Raw genomic sequence first — 17088 nt, forward strand, 5'->3', positions numbered from 1 at the left:
GTGAAACCATGGGAGATCTGCTGGACCGATTTGAACCCATCCTTGCAGCGATGCCTGCAGTCCGTAACCCGGAGGGGCATGTCCACTTTAAGAACAAACTTATGTGGACGGTTGCAATTCTGCTCCTCTACTTCGCGCTGACGAACATTGATATCTTTGGGCTCTCGCCGCAGTCACAGGATCTGTTCGGAATGTACCGTGCCCTGCTTGCCGGTGCGAGCGGTTCGCTTCTGCATCTTGGTATAGGGCCGATCGTCACTGCGTCGATCGTGCTGCAGCTGCTCAAGGGTGCCAATATCCTGCAGATCGATACCAGTGAAGCCCGCGGGCAGGTCATGTACATGGGCCTGCAGAAGATGCTCATCTTCGTGATGATCGTGATCGAGGCACTCCCCATGATTGTAAGCGGGATGATGCTGCCCGACCCAACGGTGGCTGCGGAGTTCTTTGGCGGGAACACGTTCATGGTCTCGGTCCTGATCTTTCTCCAGATCTGCCTTGGGGGATTGCTGGTGGTCTTCATGGACGAGGTCGTCACCAAGTGGGGGATCGGTTCGGGTGTGGGGCTCTTCATCGTTGCAGGAGTCTCGCAGGGTCTCGTGAACGGGTTCCTTAACTGGCAGACGGGAACCGATCCCTTCCCGATAGGGTTCTTCCCGCGTCTGTTTGCGGTGGCGACGTCCGGGGTGAACTTCCTTGAGTATTTCGGGACGGATCTACTTGCCCTCATCACTACGATCGCCATCTTCATGATCATCGTGTATGTTGAGTCGACCCGTATCGAGATCCCGCTCGCGCACACCGCTGTCCGGGGCGCCCGTGCGCGTTTCCCTGTGAAGCTCATTTACGCGAGCGTTCTCCCCATGATCCTTGTCCGGGTGCTGCAGGCGAACATCCAGATGATCGGAATGTTCCTTTCTAACGCTGGGATCACGATACTTGGTGAGTTCCAGGGACAGGTGCCGGTGAACGGTCTGATGTGGTACATCGCTCCAATAAACCAGCCCCAGGACTGGATGTGGTGGATCTCTGACCTGGGTCACGCTCCCTGGGAGATCCTGCTTCGGATGGGAATAGATGTCGGTGTGATGGTCATCGGTGGCGCGATATTCGCGCTCTTCTGGGTCAAGACTGCAGGTCTCGACTCAAAGGCTGTGGCCCGGCAGATCCAGATGAGCGGGATGCAGATCCCGGGTTACCGGAGGAACGTCCAGGTGCTGGAGAAGTACCTGGACCGCTATATTCCCCGGATCACCATTATAGGTGGTGTCTTTATAGGCCTCCTCTCGGTCCTTGCAAACCTCCTGGGTGTGATCGGGGCGGTCGGCGGAACGGGATTGCTGCTTGCGGTGAGTATAACCTACCGTCTGTACGAGGAGATTGCAAGCCAGCAGATCATGGAGATGTATCCGTTCATGCGCGGGTTCTTCGGGAAGGAGTAGTTTTGATGACCCTGTCCAGGGGAGGGGGCGGGGTCGGAAAACTCTCTCCTCCGGAGAGATCCTGAGTGAGTCTCACCCGAACCTGTTCCAACCACCTCTTCAAAACCGTGTAACGACATTTTTTCAGGTAGGCGGTGTGCTGGGGCGGGGGGTGTTCCGAAAGGCATTACTCTTCCGCGCACGGATTTATCTTGAAGCGAATGATACCCGGATGGGAGTGATAACGTTGGGAAAGAAAGTTGTTGTAACCGGCGTCCCCGGTGTCGGGAAGACCACCGTCATCAACGGGGCGATGGAGAGGCTGGCGGCCGAGGGCATCGTGTATGAGGCCGTTAACTTCGGCACGTTCATGTTTGAGGTGGCCAGGAGGGAGAATCTGGTCACGGATCGCGATGAGATGCGAAAACTTGGTAAGGACGTCCAGAAACGCCTGCAGAAAGAGGCTGCCGCCGGTATTGCCGCCATGAGTGGAGATGCAAATATCATCATCGATACCCATAGCAGCGTCAAGACACCGACGGGGTTTCTTGCCGGACTGCCCGAATGGGTTCTCCGCGAACTGATGCCCGATATCGTTGTTCTGGTGGAGACCGATCCTGACCAGATTCTGATGCGTCGTCTGGGCGATCCTTCAAGAACCCGTGACATGGAGGGTTCACGCGCGATTGCTGAACACCAGGAATTTAACCGTTCTGTTGCCGCGGCATACGCGATGTACACCGGTTGTACCATTAAAATTGTCAGGAACGAGGATTTCCTGCTTGAGAAAGGCATCGACGACCTGGTGAGCGTTTTGAGGTAACTCGATATGGTTGACCTGAAGAAGCATGCCCCCACGATCGCACTTCTCTTCACTCTGCTGGTCTTCCTCTCCTACAGTGTCAGCGCGGTACGTCTAACGATCGGTACAGCGATGGACGTGGTGCTTGGCCCCCTAATCGACCCTGAAGGGTTTGCGGTACCGTTTTTTGTCATGATTATCATCCTGTCGTGCCTGACCGGTCTGTATTCGTCGCTCGTCCAGAAGTACACCATCGATTATGAGAGGATGCAGGAGACGCAGGCGAAGGTGCGCGTCTTCCAGAAGGAGTTCCGGGAGGCGCAGTTATCCGGTGACGAGAAACGGATCAAGAAACTTCAGAAGAAACAGGAGCAGATGATGCAGGATCAACTCGAGGTCTCAAGGCAGCAGTTCGTCCCGATGGCGATCATCCTTCTGCTGACGGTGCCGATCTTCTTCTGGATCCTCCTGCGGCTACCGGTGGTTGGGGCAACGGCCGATATTGCAAGCGGGATCGTGATGCCGTTTGTGGGAGCGGTCAGCCTATCGGCCACTGTTCTCTGGTTTATACCTGCCTGGATCATCTGGTATATGCTATGTTCGCTTGCGATGAGCCAGGTGATCCGCAAGTCCCTTAACATCGGGGGGATCTGATGCGTGTCACCATCAGCGGCCCGCCGGGGAGCGGGACAACGTCGCTTGCACGTTACCTTGCCGGAAAACATGGCTTCGCCCTTATATCTGCCGGGGAGGTGTTCCGGCAACTTGCGCGGGAGCATGGTATGGATCTCGCGGCGTTTGGAAAGTACGCAGAGAGTGATCCTGCCGTCGATCGCATGATCGATGCCCGACAGAAGGAGATCGGCGAGGCTGCCGATGATATCATCATCGAGGGTAGACTCTCGGGCTGGATGATAGAGAACGCTGTTCTCCGGATCTGGCTCACGGCGTCGCCTGAATGCCGGGCAAGGCGGATCGCAGAACGTGACGGGATGGATGAAGAGGCGGCCAGGGTCTATACCGAGAACAGGCAACGTTCGGAGGCGACACGCTACAGGAACTACTACAATATAGATATCGATGACCTCTCACCATATGATATCGTTCTATCGTCGGAGACTTTCGGCGTTGAGGCTCTCGGGGCCATTGTGGATACCGCGATCGAGTGTCTTCGGCGGCAAAGAGGCAACGTCGCGGTCTGAGATCTCCTCAGAACCACTTTGCCCGGGAAACTCCTCTATTCGTCTATCTCAGTAACCTTTTTCCCCACAGTGTGGGGCGTGCCTGTTCAATGGGAGTGGTCGCCGCCCCCGGTCGTTCCATGCCCTCCGCCGCTCTTCACGTACTGGTATAAGTGGTGGGAGTAGACTACAAAATCGATAAACGCCTGCACATACGCACGACCCGCGGCGACGTCGTCGGGGTCGTAGTTCTTCTTCTCTATGAGGTGCTGGAAGCGATGCTGGAGGTCGTCTCTCACAGTATCGACGATAAAGTCTATGGCCTCCGTTGCGTCTCCGGTCTCTATGGCCCTCTCGGCACGGGGAACCACAGGTCCTTCGTCGAGGCCTGCAGGTTTCATCCCGGTGTAAGGCGCTCCTTCACCCGCCCGGTGAAGCCTGATTGCGGTCTCGAAGAACCAGTCGTCGGCGAGGTCTTTTGCAGCCCCGCCGCGTTGCCGGACCTTCATCGTCCGCTCGAAGGCAGCGATCAGTTCATCCTAAGACTCTTTCGGCACCCAGATGAGGACGTAGTTCACGTTTCCTTTCCGGAGAGCCTCTTCTGCAGCCCTGACCACAGGGCCGTCCCGTGTATCACAGTGTGGTGGCATCCTTCTACTTTCCTGTAGTTCTCACTTGCCTGCCGTGTGGTAATAATGATTTCTCAGATCGCCGCGAAGGGTTGCCCATAGAGTCATCAGATCCGTTGTCCTGACGGAAAACTGTTTTTTTGGGAGGATTTCACCAAGGTGCTTAGATTAACTCACCGATACTGTGATTGAGGGGGAACCGCCTTCTATGGTGGTGGACGGAAAGGCCGTCCCCTGCTGATCTTCTCTCCGGCTTTCTGAACAGTGTTTTTCTCGTATCATCGCTCACCTCGCCCCTCCTGCCAGTGTGATGGGGGGGGGTGAGTGTGCGTGGCGAATTGTGGTTGGAAGCCGTGTTCAGGGCCTGAAAGCGGACTTTTTACGGATCAGATCTGGAACCTGCAAATGCTCATAGTGGTGTCAGGATGGGAAGGTGCGGTCTGCGGCGATAGAGATACCCGGTTGATATCCGTCGTCATTGAAAAGGATCATCAGAGCGGGCAAAGGGCCACATACTGTGGGAACCGGTTGATGCCCTCCACCATCATGATCTCCGGCAGACTCCTTCAGGTCTGGCGTTCGCCCCTTAGCCGGCCCCCTGGAAATGATGTTTTTTTGTTTGCTGCCAGGAAGGGGACCACCAGGGGTATGGCGCTTGAAGCGTCTACAGCCCTGGTTCTCCAGGCACCCAGCGTTCTTCGCCGTTTTGGCCGATCTCCTTCTTCCAGATCGGAACGGTCTGCTTGATCCGGTCGATGATATACCCACAGGTGTCAAATGCCTCTTTTCTGTGTCCGGCACCGACGATTATGAGGATGATGGTCTCGCCGACCTGCAGGGTTCCGACGCGGTGGAGGATATCCACCGGCTCAATCGCGTAATCCCGCATCGCCTTATCGCAGATGGTCTCCAGTTCGCGGACAGCGACGTCTTCGTAGACCTCCAGTTCTATCCTCTCTACCCCGCCGTCATCCCGGACGACGCCGCAGATAGTGACCAGAGCGCCCATGCCCGATCTCTTTGCTGCTTCGATCGTTGTACCGGCATCGATGAGATATCTCTGGTAATGCAGATCATGTTTCCATACACTCCAGTTTACTCGCGACCACCGGGGAGGTGGTGGCCCACCTCACGCTTGCAGGGGCAAACATCGTTATAGCGCTATTCTTCATGTGTCTCCCTCTTCCTATCTGTATAGTGATACCGTCCCGATCAACCGCTTTCACCCAGGCCCTTGCTGGACCTGGCGACCATTCTGGGCCCTATCCGTGGTAACTCCTCTTTCCACACGCGTGGCAGTCCGGCCGACGTTCGATGGCGTACGTCTCAAACGTGGTTGCCATACCATCCCAGATGAGAAGCCGGTTTGACAGAAGGTCGCCTCTGCCGAGGAGATTCTTCCAGGGTGAATGGTGCCTCAAAAATCTTCTGGATCTGTTCTTTCATGGTTGGTCATCCTGATAAGCCGGGGCCCGGAGTTGAACCGGGATAGAGTTGATCTGCAGTCAACCGCGTAGCCGTTCCGCCACACCCGCAGGAGTGGTTAACAATTGTTAAGTTACCTGAGATAGTTAACAATTGTGAATATTTAGATCTTTCTTCTGCCAGATTGCCGGGAGGTATGCTACACCCGGAGAACGTCCTTGAGGGTTCAGAATACCAGGTTGATAAGCCCCATCGTCGCCGCCATGACCACAACGGTTGCGATCATCCATCCGACAAGCATACAGAGGAGTGATATGACACGAGGGTAATGGAAGACCCAGGCTACGACTGGAGTCCCGTAGAGCGCGATGCCCGGTATCCATATGACCGGGAGAAGCATCAGGGCACCGTAATGCCGGAGTGCATCGATCTCACGCATTTTGCCGTCGATCTTCTGGAGGATAGACTGGACAAACCGGGAACGTTCGGCGAAGAGGTCGCAGACCTCAAGGATCCCGAGCAGGATGGCGGCCGCCACGGATGTCAGGAACGCAAGGACAATTAGCGGGTGCAGCCCCAGCGAGAGGCCCACGACGGCCGCGGCCGCCTGGAAGAGCAGGGTTGATCCGATGAGGGCGAGGACGGTTGCCGGCGGGACACCAGATACCGAACCAAGGAGGAGCGGGACCACAAGGAGGAAAAAGATGACGAACGCGGCGGTTCGCAGAACCCTGAAACGACAGGTGCCCGGTGAGATGGCCCGCGCGCATGCGTCGAGAACTTCAACCCATTTCATCTCTATCTCTGGTAGTCCTCCGGGTAGATGAAACTGTGCACCATCGTCGGTCTAGAAGGAGATTCAAAAAGCCAGGTTTTTATCCCGGCAGGCCTACACCCTCGCATATGAGCGAGAGCAAAGGTCGCTTTGTAAAGGGGCGCTGGGTTACTGACCCGGCCCCTGTAACTGAATCGGCCCCTGAATCGGCATCGGTTGCCCCTACAGTCGAGGAGCATCTGCATGAGGCATCTCAGTCGGTCAGAAAGGCAGTCAACGATGTGGTAAGCGCAGGCCAGCACCTGCTCGGGACGCCGGAAGGTCACGAACATATCCAGCAGGCGGCAAAGAAAGCCGGGGAGGATCTAGAGCGGGCGATTAACTCCTGGGCGGAGTCCGCACGCCAGGCGCTGCAGAGGCGGTGAGGCAGTCCCTGACGCGGGCGACGACCTCGGGGTTTCGTGGTAGCATGATGTGGCAATAGCGCTCAGGGTGCCGGGCCAGGTTGCCAGAGTCTGCCGGGAGGATATCCACATCTGCGCCCGGAAGGTACGAGTCTGAGTGAGGGACGATGCCGTCGCCGGCATATGTCGTCCTCCAACCGCCACCCGGGGCGAACTCCAGGGTCATGCCGCCGAAAGCCGGAAAGAACGTCGGTGTCCGGGTCAGGTTTGCGCCGAGGATGAACCTGTAGACAATGTCGTCGCGTGTGCCTGCCCGGGAGAGCGCCGAGGTGACCCTGCTTCCGGGGCGGAACTCCTGAACGATCAGGTCTTCACCGGGGTCATAGCCGTGCGGCACGAAGATTCCGGCAAGCCGCCGGATCACCTCCGGCCCCAGTTTGGGGTCGTTGAAAGCCTCGGCCATCGCCGAACCTCTGTTCGGAGGCCCGATCCCCACAAGAAACCGGATCTCCTCCTCGCGGTCGCTGCCGTCGATGACCTCGAGGAGGTAGCGTGCGATGCAGGTTCCCATCGAGTGGCAGACGATATCGACGGGGCCGCTGTAGCTGGTCTCCTTCCTGCGCTTATGGATGAACTCCTGCAGCGCCAGAGCTATCGCCTCCGTTCCACTCTCATGGATTGCGGTATGGTCAAACTTCCAGCAGTGAAGTCCGGCATCCTGGAGTGCGGGGGCGAGGTGGTTCCAGATTCCGGGATGGCTTCGCCAACCGTGGACGAGGACAACCGGCCGCCGCTCATCCGTCAACATAACCTTCCATCCCCTTTCTGCTTGCGACGGTCCACTATTAATTGGTTTGACAGCCTGGCACGATGTAGGTTTCGGCAGGGTTGTTGGCCGACAAAAGGCTGGTTTGAGCGGATCTTCAGGAAGGATCCTGAAAAAAACACCTTTATCTGGTGGCCGGACACCAAAAGACGTCACAATAGTCAGAATTTCGATTGACTTTCGTGGCTGTGGGGGGCGGGTTTGGCAGGGGTATAAGATTCAGGCCCTCAACCACAGGTAAGACCTACTGCTCCTGGTGTTACCGGGGTGAAATCCTGCCAGAGGGGGAGAAGCCCCTCCGGTCAGGTAACCATCTATCAACTCACTTCGATGCTGTGCTGGTACTCCCGACCGGGCTCTCCATCAAGCGTCAGGCTGACCTCTCTCGTCTCCCCGGCGGGGATGAAGATCGTTGTCGAGACCTCGTCCCGGACAAAACCCTTCTCTTTGTCGATCAGTTTTGCTGTCACAGTGACGTTACCGTCAGCCCCATCGTTCTGGATTACCGCTTTCACGGTGTAGACAAGTCCTCTGGCAAGACTTATGTCCAGGGTAGCGGAGTCCTCCACGACCCTGGGTTCTGGGCCGCCGAGCCCGGTGCAACCTGCTGCCAAGACAAGGATGGCAGTCAGGCCCAGCAGAAGGATCTTCCTGCTCATAGTTCCATGATCAGGCGCCGGAGTATTTATAATTGTAGGAACCTGTGGGTTAGATCCATGGGGGCCATCAACTCAACGATCCGGGCTATAATCCCTCCACTTATTTTGGCAGCATGACCGGCGACCCCCCACGGGCCGGCGGGGCAGACGGGGAAGGTATGGATTGCCGGTGGAAAGCTATGTCCCGGGATACAGAAAGGAACTCTGTTGGTCTAACCGGGAACCAACGCAGAAAACGCTCTAACCCCCTCTCTGGAATTATTACTTTCCCCTCTTGCAAGGACCCCGCCCTCCCCAGATCCAGATGACGGGATGTTCTGCGGCGAGGTGTATCCCCTCCGGGAAATCAGTCCAGCGGAGTTTCATCAGGTTACGGCACAAACTGTCTGGACAGGTTTGATAGCCCCGCAACCCTCCTAGGGTCAGCGGTCAGATATTCTCGTTACCCCGGGTTTTTCTTACCAACCCCGGTACCTCGATCTGACCCGCTCCGGGAGGATGTAGTCTCGGAAGACCCACTCAAAGTAGCGGTCTGTCATCCCTGCAATGAAATCACGTGCAACCTCTGCTGACCCTGCAGTGGCGGTGTAGGTGCTGGATACCCACGGCGCGTCGATAAAATCCCTGTAAACCGGTGAGTCCTTCCGCTCATCATTTAGATCCTTATCCACGCGCTCAAAGAGGTAACGGAACATGAACCGGATCTTCTCCCGGTTTCTGACAAGTCTCTCGTTCTTGTAGATTTTATGCCTGTTGAACTCCTTGAAGGCCTTAACAGACTCTGATGCCTCATCCGAGAATGCGATGATGTCTGTATCATAGCTGTTTGCGATGATGTCCTTTATGAGAACGTCAAGCACTTTCCGGTTTATCTCAGAGAACTCCTCCCTCCCCGCTCTTTCTATCCCGAAAAGTGCCATGCAGTTCTCCGGGAATACGGCGAGATCGCTTTCATCTATCACCTCAACCTCCAGGGCATCCGCAAGATCGCGGCCTAGGTATGAGATGCTATCGGCGCAGCGGACGACGCACCCCTCGGCGGTAAGAGGGAGTGCGTCGCCTCCGGCCTCGATTCGGTGGAGTTTCTCCTCAAACGAGTCCCAGGTGGCTTCGCCCTCGGGCGCCAGGCACCGGTCGTGGGTCTCCCCATTGTGGCAGAGGATCCCGTCCAGCACCTGCAGCGTGAGGTCGCATTCCTCGATGTTGTCCAGGAACCGGACGCTCTGAACGTTGTGGTGGAACCCCCCGACGCCGTATTCCCGGCAGATCTCGTTGAGGTACTCCTCTCCCTGGTGGCCGTATGGGGTGTGACCGATGTCATGACCTAGCGCGGTCGCCTCGATCAGGTCCTCGTTCAGACCGAGAGCCCTGCCGATCGTCCGCCCGATCTTTGATACGAGCTGGACGTGGAGGACCCGGTGGGTAATATGGTCGTTCTCGATCAGGTAGAATACCTGGGTCTTGTCTATGTAGCGGGCGTAGGCCTTTGAGTGAACGATCCGGTCGGCGTCCCTGGAGAAAGGGGGCCTGATGACAGGTTCTTCAGGCTTGCGGCCAGAGCGTCTGGTGTAATCGGCGTTCCGGGTTGCCCTGGACGAGAGGAGCAACTCACGGTCGTCCATGCTCCTGGCCATTCTCTCATGAATCTGCGGCGGGATCTCCATCGGCCATCCATCCGGTGCGGTCTCTTATCTGATAGAGAGTTCTCGGCCTGGAGAAGGGATATTTCTTTCTCTATCGGGGGCGATGCCATTCATCGCTGCTGGATCCGGGAGGGGGATATCTTCTGGAAGCATACGGCCGGGCCATCGTGCGGAGAGGCGTCGTTTCCAGGCCATGATGTATGTGAGGCATTTTGAGGACTCTTTAGAAGGGGTGCCTGTGGTCTCTGGCCATCGCAACCCCAGGACCTTCCCGGGTGTCAGTCAGTTCTATAATGGAAGATACACCATGTAAGAACAATGACCGCGGATGTACTCCTGATCAACCCGCCGGACACGAAGTCCAAATACAAAAAGTACTTCAATATCAGGATACCGCCACTTGGTATCCTCTACATCGCTGCAGTGCTCGAAGAGAACGGGGTGGACGTCGAGGTGATCGACTGCGCCGCAGGAGATATTGATTATTCCGGGATCGAGAAACGTGTGGAAGAGACCGAACCGTTCCTTGTTGGCATCACCTCCACCACACCCCTTATCCTCGAGGCGCTGCGTTCGGCCGAAGCGGTCAGACGGGTGTCAGATGCATACATCGTGCTGGGCGGCCCGCACGCCACCTTCATGCACGACGAGATCCTGCGGGAGAACACTTCCATCGATATAATCGTGAAAGGTGAGGGGGAATACACCGTTCTGGACATCTACCGAACCCTCAGGATTGGTGGCGACCTTGCAGCGGTGGATGGCATAGTCTACCGTCGGGGTGAGAGGATCGTAGAGAACCCGGACAGACCGCCGGTGGAGGATCTGGACGCGTTGCCATACCCGGCCAGGCACCTTGTCCCCCCAGATAACTACCGGGTCTTTGATGACAACCTCGCGGTCGCAACCATGATCTGCAGCAGGGGCTGTCCGATGCAGTGCTCGTTCTGCGCATCATCCGCCCTCCACGGGAAACGTGTTCGCAGGCGCTCTACTGGAGACGTGGTGGAGGAGATCAGGCAGATCCAGGACAATCTCGGGATCTCGGCTATTGGGTTCATGGACGACACCTTCACGTTATACCCCCGCTGGGTTGAAGAGTTCTGCAGAGAGGTCATAAAACAGGATCTTGGTATCGAGTGGGGCTGTACCGCCAGAGTTGACAGGATCAATAGAAGCCTTATGGATCTTATGAAAAAAGCAGGATGCCACACACTCTTTTTTGGTGTGGAATCTGGAGACCAGGGTATACTCGATAGGGTCAAGAAGGGTACGCATATCGATCAGATCAAACATGTGTTTGCTACTGCACACGATCTCGGCATGAGGACGATAGCCTCGGCGGCGATCGGGCTTCCTGGAGAGACCCGGGAGACGGCAAATAAGACCATAAAGTTTGTAAAAAGTCTGAAGCCGAGTTTTGCCCTCTTCTCGGTTGCAACACCATACCCTGGCACGGATTTTTTCAGCAAGGTTCGTGAAGACGGCAGTCTGCAGATGGATTGGTCGCAGTATGACCTGCTCTCGTCGGTCGTCGAGACCTCGTCCCTCACCAGGGAGGAGATCAAGAAACTCCAGAGGAAGGCGTTCCGGGACTTCTACCTGAGACCGTCATACCTTATCCAGGGTCTGAGGAGGGAGGGGTTTTACTTCTTAAAGATTGTAAAATCGGCTCTCTCCGCCTGAGGAGGTTTTTGTCGGGGATAGTTTCATCTATCCTTTCCCTGGCGGCAGGACAAATTCACGTGATTATAGAAATCTAATCGATAAAAAAGCCGCTGGAGGGATTTGAACCCCCGACCTGCTGATTACGAATCAGCCGCTATACCACTAAGCCACAGCGGCAACTGCCCTAAAACATTCCACCTCTAAAATTAAAAAGGTATCACCTCTTGGTAACCAAACCGCCCCGGCCACCCTCAGGAATAGCCACGGATGGTGACGTTGCCATCCTGCTGCTGGGCGGACGATGGCGCGGAGATCTTGCCAAACTTCTGCTCGTAGTCGGCAATACTCTTTGAAAGCACCTCGACGAGATTTTTCGCGTGGCGGGGACTGATCGAGACGATTGCCTTCGCCCGTGCCTGGTTCGCGCCCGGGATCTCGTGCAGGAAGAGGAAGGTGAACTCATCCTCTTTGTAGGCGATCTGAATCCGGTTCGAGTAGACCGGATCGAGGTTTGAGGGGATGCTGACCGATATCTCGTGGTTGGCCATACTCATCTTCTATGACCCCCATCGGCATAAGGTTTGGTCTCTACATGGTGGAAAGAGCGGTGCCTGTTTGATCGATGGCCATGTGGTCCTCCCGCGATATTTCGGACACAGGTAACCGCGCCCGTTGAGAGGCCATCAGTTCAACGATTCTGATTTACAAACCCGCCACCGTTTTCCGGCAGCATTCGCGGGACACATCAAATCGCCCTGGGTGAAGATCTTTCGCCGACCCCCCTTCCCCGGGGGCGGACAGTGCTGGGCGATGTTCTCACGGAAACTGTGTCCGGGGCAGAAACGGGATTTCAATGAGTGTTCGATGAGACCGCGAATAGGATGGTTTCCTCCGTTGCAGTGTATCGCGGGGGTATCGCCAGTCGGGAAGAGGGAGAGAGGGAGGGGACGGGACGTTCCCTCCCTCTCTCCCTCTCGCGTGGCCACCGAGCAGTCTCTTTACTGGATGATAAGCCCCCCGTCATCCGGTGGCCACCCGGCGCTTTCAGCGCCTCTTCCCGCCCCCCTCAAAGGGCTGCAGCGTGTGGTGATTGGTGGTGGGGAGTCAAAGTTCGGAAGAGGGACTGACGGGTGGGAGGTCTTTGGCGAGGCGTGCCCCCTCAAAATCCATGGGGGGGGAAGGGTTATCAAACCAGGGGGCATCGGATTGATGGCCTCAGTTGAGAGCGAGGGGAACAAAGCCCCGTGTTTTATAGCATTGCCTTGCGTAACCTTTTCCTAACGGTGTTGCTGAGAGAATGAACGAGTATATCCCAATATCCGGCGTCATCGCCTGCCACATCTGCCCCCGGCGCTACTACTTTGAGCGCTCGGATGAACACCATGAGTCACCCGCTTACACCGTCTGCAAACAGGTCTCCATGCACCTCTGGGAACTCCTGGATCCGGAGGAGATCTGGAGCGAGGTTCTCTGCGTCCTCCCGGATGCCCCCGATGACGCCAGAGAACTCTTCGACGGTTGCATCGCCGCCTGTAGCGAGACCTCCTGGCAGCGTCCTGTCCAGACCGATCTCGGGGTTGAGTCCGACCTGCTCGGCATCCGCGGCAGGGTCGACAAGGTTTTTGAGGACGGAACGTTTGCTATAGTCCGTTCGAGCACCGCCCCTAAAGCCGGCGTCTATGCGACTGACAGGATCCGGATCGCCTGTTACACCGCCTGTCTCCGTGAGACGCTCGCCCGTCCCGTAGCCGGGGGATACGTCGAGTATGTCGCCAGCGGTCTCTCTCGCTACGTCGAGCCCCAACCCAGGGATCGGCGGGCAATGCTCAGAGCGATCCTGGCGGCAAAACGGGTTGTCGCGGGCGAGATCCCGCCCCGCCCAATCCGGGCGCCATGCGAGGGCTGTCCCCACTTTGAACGCTGCACTGCAGGACCAAGACGGCTCTCGGACCTATTCTGAGAGATGGTGCTGCAGCGAAAAAGTGGATCATTCGAGTAGGACGGCAGGCAGGAGTGGGGGGTGCTTCCGGTATTCTTCAGTATCCGGCGTTCTCGAGCAGGGTCTTCGAGATGATATACTCGCCCCTCGCCTCCCGGGTCGTGCCGACAATCAGCCACCGCTCATCGCCGTGCTCTTCAACGACACCCCTGGCCTCGATGACTTCTCCCGCCAGCGCCTGCCCGGAGTAGGTGTGGGTGAAGGAGAGCACCCGGCTGATCTCGTCGTGGTCCACCGAGTAGACAGCCGGGCTGTCAAAGGAGAGGGAGGCGTCGGTGACCGTCGCCTCGATCGTCGCCCGGTCAATCACCCTCCCTGCGCCGGTCGGGAGAGCGTCCAGGTTCGCGTAAGAGCGGGTGTAGAGGAGATCGAAGTATGTCCCCTCGAACTCGCCCCGGTTCCACTTCCGCCGCTCGTGCAGGACGAAGGTGTCGAACGATATCTCCGGCATCCTCTTCTCGTAGACTTTCCGCCACATCCCGGTGCTCATAGGCGGGATCAATCCGGTCTCCACCAGATGAGAGAGCTGGCGCTGCGCGGTGAACCAGGCATCGCCGTAGACCACAAGATCTATGTCTGATGAAGCGTTCTCGAGACCACAGAGGAGTGACCCAGTGCAGCCAAACGACCCGGCTGGCAGGTCGAAGTAGGAGAGGAGTCGTGTCACACGAAGGTCACGGGCGACCACGTTCCCGATCTCCTCTTCCGGTTTGTAGACCCTGACCACGTCCTTGCGAGGCACCCGGTGGACGGTGTCCAGGTATTCCGGTTTGTGTTCTCGGATCCAGGCAAACGCCTCGGAAAAATCGTATTTGCGGTAGCGTCGCCCTCTCGGGTCTCTTCGCTCTCCCTCCGGGTCAGGAACGTAGCGGAGTATGCACCCGACCCGCTCGCTGTTGTCGTAGGTCGAGACCGCGTAGAGACAGCCATCGCGATCCTCGATAAAGTCACGGAGTCGTATCGGTCGCATGGATCACCGTATTCTCCCCAGGAACTCTTCCACCGCTTCCCACTCCGCTCCCCGTCTCAGGATTCGTCTGGCAGAGAGGTCGACCACGGTGCTTGGCGTTCCTGGAAGTTTCCCCCCATCGATCAGATAGTCGTGGGGGACGGAGACCTCATCGGGTCGGGTCGGCGCGACGTCGTCCGAGATATTCGCGCTGGTTGACGTGATCGGGGCATCGAGTCGGGCTATGATCTCTATGGCGATCTCGTTGTCGGGCCACCTGATCCCGATAAGACCTGTCCCTCCTGTGAGGATCCGGGGCAGACACGATCTCGCCGGGAGGATCACCGTCACGGGGCCTGGCAGGAACCGCTCGATAAACTCCCTTGCAAGATCATCCACCTCCGCGATGGTTTCGAGCATCTCCATATCCGAGACCGCGACCGAGATCGGTTTGCCGACCGGCCTGTTCTTGGCCTCGTACACCCTCATCACCGCATCCTCCGAGAGCGCATCCGCCCCCAGGCCATAGACAGTCTCGGTTGGGTAGACTACGAGACCGTCACGCCGCAGCACCTGGACAGCCCTGTCTATCTGGTCCATCAGAACTCACGCCCCCGCACGCGGTTGATATCAAAGACCGCTGTTTTGCTGATGTGCATCACGGCAAAAACCCCTGCCTGAATGGGGTCGGTCACGACCAGGTCGGCGTGCTGCGGGACACTCCCGGCCATCTTGAGGGCGATCACCGGAATGCCTGCCGCCCGGACTCTGTCCACAGCGCGCGAGACCTCGCCGCCCATCAGCGACCCGGCGAGCACAAGGATCGACGCCCTGGGGAGTCTCGCTACAGCGTCAACGGCGAGCGCCAGGTTCTGTTCGCCGACGAGGGGAATCGTGTCCACCGATATCCTTTCGCCGCGGATGTTGTGCCGATCCGCCTCGTTCACCGCGCCCATCGCCACCTGTGCCACCTGCGCCCCGCCGCCTATGATGATCACCCTTGACCCGAATATCCGGGAGAACGGTGGGTAGGTGGTGACCTCGATGACAGAGGGCACACGCGCGAGGTCGGCGACCATGTCGCCGTGATTCTTGCATTCGTTGAACTCAAGGTAAATGGAAGCCCTCCCGGTGTTTGGGCCGGAGGCTATGATCGACTGCTGGATCATCTGGATGTTGGCCATATAATCCGCCATAACGGTGGCCACGTCGCGCATCACGCCTGCCCTGTTCTCTGTAATGATGCTCAGGGCATACATGTTGTTGGTATCGCCGCTCATGACCCTCCCCCGCAGGAGTTTGAAACCCCCTCCAATCTCTCCACGAACAGGGAATTTTTCGTCATATTCGCGCTGGTGGATCTAATTGACCCTCATGAGGGTTATAGGTTTTCGGTGGAGGAGCGTCCTGGAAAAGATGCTCTGGACGGGCCCCTCGTGGGAGGTACCCATCAATAAGTCTTATGGCCTATGAACAAAAGATCCACCTTCTCGTGGACGGCAAACACCGCGCAGCATATACAGTAATACTCCTATTTGGTGTTGTCAGCCTCTTTGGCGATATAATCTATGAAGGGGCGCGGAGCGTTGCCGGGCCATACCTCTATCTTCTTGGTGCCGGTGCCCTTGCCGTCGGGGTTGTCTCCGGACTTGGTGAGTTCCTCGGCTATGCCCTCCGTCTGGCCTCGGGTTACCTCGCCGATGCCACCAGGCATTACTGGGCGATCACCTTTATAGGCTACGGGATGCTCGTCGCCGTCCCCCTCCTCGCGCTTGCCGGGTCCTGGGAGATCGCTGGCCTCCTCCTCATCCTTGAGCGGGTTGGGAAAGGTATCCGGGTGCCTGCACGCGATGCCATCCTCTCAAACGCCACCGCAACAGTCGGCAGGGGATGGGGATTTGCCGTGCATGAGGCTCTCGACCAGGTCGGGGCGATCATCGGGCCGCTCCTGTTCGCCGCAATCTTTCTTATGGAGGGGGAATACCAGGGCGGGTTTGCCCTTCTTACAGTCCCGTTTGTGCTGATGATTCTTGCGCTCCTCTTTGCAAGGCGCAGCGTGCCGGAGCCAGCGTCGCTTGAGGAGAGCGCCCCTATCCTTGGTGAAGCGGCATCACTTCCTCGCACCCTGTTACCCTATGGGGTCTTCACCGCGCTCACGATGGCCGGCTTTGCGACGTTCCCGGTCATCGCCTACCACTTCGCTGTCACCGGCACGGTTGCGGAGGCTGAGATCCCGCTCTTCTACGCCGTTGCCATGGGCGTAGATGCCGTTGCGGCGCTTGCTATAGGGCGGGCGTATGATCGGTTCGGGCTTGCTACCCTCCTCTCGGTGCCTCTCCTTGGAATCTGTATCCCGTTCCTGGCCTTCGGGACTGACCACGCTCTTGCCTTTGCCGCAGTGGTGCTCTGGGGTGCGGCGATGGGCGTACAGGAGACGATCCTACGTGCAGCTCTTGCGGACTACACCCACGTCAGCAAGCGCGGGACGGCCTACGGGATATTCAATACGGTCTACGGGGCTGCCTGGTTTGCCGGGAGCGCTGTCATCGGCTGGACCTACACCTTTTCTGTCCCGTACGTCATCGGGTTCCTTGTGTTTATGCAGGTCGGGGCGCTTGGGGCTTTTGTCTGGATGAGGCGTGGGCTTAGCGCCGGGGCAGGGGTATAAAAGAAAAGTTATTTTTCCCCGGAACCTCTATCCGGGGAT

General features: G+C 57.6%; 17 protein-coding genes, 2 tRNA genes and 1 pseudogene. 8 read left to right on the forward strand and 12 right to left on the reverse strand.

The features are described 5' to 3' along the window. Positions 1-8 precede the first annotated feature (8 nt). The 4 genes from secY to cmk all read left to right on the forward strand — a co-directional run bounded on the left by secY (position 9) and on the right by cmk (position 3425). Positions 9-1442, forward strand: coding sequence for a preprotein translocase subunit SecY (gene secY, locus QMC91_RS00185; protein WP_300233681.1), 1434 nt, complete (start codon positions 9-11; stop codon positions 1440-1442). A 211-nt stretch (positions 1443-1653) separates the two neighbouring features. Further along, positions 1654-2244 (forward strand): adenylate kinase, encoded by a 591-nt coding sequence (locus QMC91_RS00190; protein ID WP_300233683.1) that lies wholly within the window; start codon positions 1654-1656, stop codon positions 2242-2244. Positions 2245-2250: 6 nt separating this feature from the next. Next, positions 2251-2877 (forward strand): DUF106 domain-containing protein, encoded by a 627-nt coding sequence (locus QMC91_RS00195; RefSeq protein ID WP_300233685.1) that lies wholly within the window; start codon positions 2251-2253, stop codon positions 2875-2877. Beyond that, positions 2877-3425, forward strand: coding sequence for a (d)CMP kinase (cmk, locus tag QMC91_RS00200; RefSeq protein WP_300233687.1), 549 nt, complete (start codon positions 2877-2879; stop codon positions 3423-3425). The genes QMC91_RS00195 and cmk overlap by 1 nt, the downstream gene beginning before the upstream one ends. A gap of 86 nt (positions 3426-3511) precedes the next feature. On the opposite strand, the pseudogene QMC91_RS00205 reads toward cmk, so the two are convergent. The 4 genes and pseudogenes from QMC91_RS00205 to QMC91_RS00220 form a co-directional block, all read right to left on the reverse strand. Beyond that, positions 3512-4054: pseudogene (locus QMC91_RS00205) on the reverse strand (DUF6448 family protein). Positions 4055-4697: 643 nt separating this feature from the next. Further along, positions 4698-5042: a molybdenum cofactor biosynthesis protein MoaE gene (locus QMC91_RS00210; protein WP_300233689.1), complete on the reverse strand. Its 345-nt coding sequence runs from the start codon at positions 5040-5042 to the stop codon at positions 4698-4700. Positions 5043-5496: 454 nt separating this feature from the next. After that, a tRNA-Cys gene (locus QMC91_RS00215) sits at positions 5497-5568 on the reverse strand. 116 nt (positions 5569-5684) lie between these two features. Beyond that, positions 5685-6254 carry a hypothetical protein gene (locus QMC91_RS00220; protein WP_300233691.1) on the reverse strand — a complete coding sequence of 190 codons (570 nt, stop codon included), beginning with the start codon at positions 6252-6254 and terminating at the stop codon, positions 5685-5687. Between the two features lie 107 nt (positions 6255-6361). Between QMC91_RS00220 and QMC91_RS00225 the strand changes: the two genes are divergently transcribed. Next, positions 6362-6658: a hypothetical protein gene (locus QMC91_RS00225; RefSeq protein ID WP_300233693.1), complete on the forward strand. Its 297-nt coding sequence runs from the start codon at positions 6362-6364 to the stop codon at positions 6656-6658. Here the strand turns inward: QMC91_RS00225 and QMC91_RS00230 are convergent. The 3 genes from QMC91_RS00230 to QMC91_RS00240 all read right to left on the reverse strand — a co-directional run bounded on the left by QMC91_RS00230 (position 6612) and on the right by QMC91_RS00240 (position 9786). Next, on the reverse strand, positions 6612-7445 hold the full coding sequence (locus tag QMC91_RS00230) for an alpha/beta fold hydrolase (RefSeq protein WP_300233695.1): 834 nt from the start codon (positions 7443-7445) through the stop codon (positions 6612-6614). The two genes, QMC91_RS00225 and QMC91_RS00230, sit on opposite strands and share 47 nt — an antisense overlap. A 335-nt stretch (positions 7446-7780) precedes the next feature. Next, positions 7781-8122, reverse strand: coding sequence for a hypothetical protein (locus QMC91_RS00235; RefSeq protein WP_300233696.1), 342 nt, complete (start codon positions 8120-8122; stop codon positions 7781-7783). A gap of 458 nt (positions 8123-8580) precedes the next feature. After that, complete coding sequence (locus QMC91_RS00240; RefSeq protein ID WP_300233698.1) at positions 8581-9786, reverse strand: HD domain-containing protein; 1206 nt, start codon at positions 9784-9786, stop codon at positions 8581-8583. A 297-nt stretch (positions 9787-10083) separates the two neighbouring features. Between QMC91_RS00240 and QMC91_RS00245 the strand changes: the two genes are divergently transcribed. Continuing rightward, positions 10084-11451, forward strand: a complete 1368-nt coding sequence (locus QMC91_RS00245; protein WP_300233700.1) for a radical SAM protein — start codon at positions 10084-10086, stop codon at positions 11449-11451. A gap of 87 nt (positions 11452-11538) precedes the next feature. Here the strand turns inward: QMC91_RS00245 and QMC91_RS00250 are convergent. Then, positions 11539-11610: transfer RNA gene (locus tag QMC91_RS00250), tRNA-Thr, on the reverse strand. A gap of 74 nt (positions 11611-11684) precedes the next feature. Next, the gene (locus QMC91_RS00255; RefSeq protein WP_300234111.1) at positions 11685-11981 is read right to left on the reverse strand and encodes a DUF3467 domain-containing protein; all 297 of its coding nucleotides are present in this window, start codon (positions 11979-11981) and stop codon (positions 11685-11687) included. A 749-nt stretch (positions 11982-12730) separates the two neighbouring features. Here QMC91_RS00255 and QMC91_RS00260 point away from each other — a divergent pair. Beyond that, positions 12731-13393, forward strand: coding sequence for a Dna2/Cas4 domain-containing protein (locus QMC91_RS00260; RefSeq protein WP_300233702.1), 663 nt, complete (start codon positions 12731-12733; stop codon positions 13391-13393). A gap of 76 nt (positions 13394-13469) precedes the next feature. Here the strand turns inward: QMC91_RS00260 and QMC91_RS00265 are convergent, their stop codons facing one another. Genes QMC91_RS00265 through QMC91_RS00275 form a run of 3 tightly spaced genes read right to left on the reverse strand, consistent with a single transcriptional unit; the run spans position 13470 to position 15661 of the window. Then, positions 13470-14402: a DNA polymerase subunit beta gene (locus tag QMC91_RS00265; protein WP_300233704.1), complete on the reverse strand. Its 933-nt coding sequence runs from the start codon at positions 14400-14402 to the stop codon at positions 13470-13472. A gap of 3 nt (positions 14403-14405) precedes the next feature. Continuing rightward, positions 14406-14981 (reverse strand): L-threonylcarbamoyladenylate synthase, encoded by a 576-nt coding sequence (locus tag QMC91_RS00270; RefSeq protein ID WP_300233706.1) that lies wholly within the window; start codon positions 14979-14981, stop codon positions 14406-14408. After that, positions 14981-15661 carry a DUF5612 domain-containing protein gene (locus QMC91_RS00275; RefSeq protein WP_300233708.1) on the reverse strand — a complete coding sequence of 227 codons (681 nt, stop codon included), beginning with the start codon at positions 15659-15661 and terminating at the stop codon, positions 14981-14983. The genes QMC91_RS00270 and QMC91_RS00275 overlap by 1 nt, the downstream gene beginning before the upstream one ends. Before the next feature lie 182 nt (positions 15662-15843). On the opposite strand from QMC91_RS00275, the gene QMC91_RS00280 reads away from it, so the two are divergent. Then, entirely contained in the window at positions 15844-17049 is a 1206-nt protein-coding gene (locus QMC91_RS00280) for an MFS transporter (protein ID WP_300233711.1), read from the forward strand. The last annotated feature ends 39 nt before the right edge of the window (positions 17050-17088 follow it).

The sequence above is a fragment of the Methanoculleus sp. genome (genome assembly GCF_030019085.1).
Lineage (GTDB): Archaea > Halobacteriota > Methanomicrobia > Methanomicrobiales > Methanoculleaceae > Methanoculleus.

Bases quoted from the DNA above. Each gene is read 5' to 3' on its own strand.
- QMC91_RS00210 (WP_300233689.1), bottom strand. From the start codon at position 5,042: ATGGGCGCTCTGGTCACTATCTGCGGCGTCGTCCGGGATGACGGCGGG.
- QMC91_RS00275 (WP_300233708.1), bottom strand. From the start codon at position 15,661: ATGAGCGGCGATACCAACAACATGTATGCCCTGAGCATCATTACAGAG.
- QMC91_RS00195 (WP_300233685.1), top strand. From the start codon at position 2,251: ATGGTTGACCTGAAGAAGCATGCCCCCACGATCGCACTTCTCTTCACT.
- QMC91_RS00240 (WP_300233698.1), bottom strand. From the start codon at position 9,786: ATGGAGATCCCGCCGCAGATTCATGAGAGAATGGCCAGGAGCATGGAC.
- QMC91_RS00190 (WP_300233683.1), top strand. From the start codon at position 1,654: ATGGGAGTGATAACGTTGGGAAAGAAAGTTGTTGTAACCGGCGTCCCC.
- secY (WP_300233681.1), top strand. From the start codon at position 9: ATGGGAGATCTGCTGGACCGATTTGAACCCATCCTTGCAGCGATGCCT.
- QMC91_RS00245 (WP_300233700.1), top strand. From the start codon at position 10,084: ATGACCGCGGATGTACTCCTGATCAACCCGCCGGACACGAAGTCCAAA.
- QMC91_RS00265 (WP_300233704.1), bottom strand. From the start codon at position 14,402: ATGCGACCGATACGACTCCGTGACTTTATCGAGGATCGCGATGGCTGT.
- QMC91_RS00255 (WP_300234111.1), bottom strand. From the start codon at position 11,981: ATGGCCAACCACGAGATATCGGTCAGCATCCCCTCAAACCTCGATCCG.
- QMC91_RS00225 (WP_300233693.1), top strand. From the start codon at position 6,362: ATGAGCGAGAGCAAAGGTCGCTTTGTAAAGGGGCGCTGGGTTACTGAC.
- QMC91_RS00280 (WP_300233711.1), top strand. From the start codon at position 15,844: ATGGCCTATGAACAAAAGATCCACCTTCTCGTGGACGGCAAACACCGC.
- QMC91_RS00260 (WP_300233702.1), top strand. From the start codon at position 12,731: ATGAACGAGTATATCCCAATATCCGGCGTCATCGCCTGCCACATCTGC.
- QMC91_RS00270 (WP_300233706.1), bottom strand. From the start codon at position 14,981: ATGGACCAGATAGACAGGGCTGTCCAGGTGCTGCGGCGTGACGGTCTC.
- QMC91_RS00235 (WP_300233696.1), bottom strand. From the start codon at position 8,122: ATGAGCAGGAAGATCCTTCTGCTGGGCCTGACTGCCATCCTTGTCTTG.
- QMC91_RS00220 (WP_300233691.1), bottom strand. From the start codon at position 6,254: ATGAAATGGGTTGAAGTTCTCGACGCATGCGCGCGGGCCATCTCACCG.
- QMC91_RS00230 (WP_300233695.1), bottom strand. From the start codon at position 7,445: ATGTTGACGGATGAGCGGCGGCCGGTTGTCCTCGTCCACGGTTGGCGA.
- cmk (WP_300233687.1), top strand. From the start codon at position 2,877: ATGCGTGTCACCATCAGCGGCCCGCCGGGGAGCGGGACAACGTCGCTT.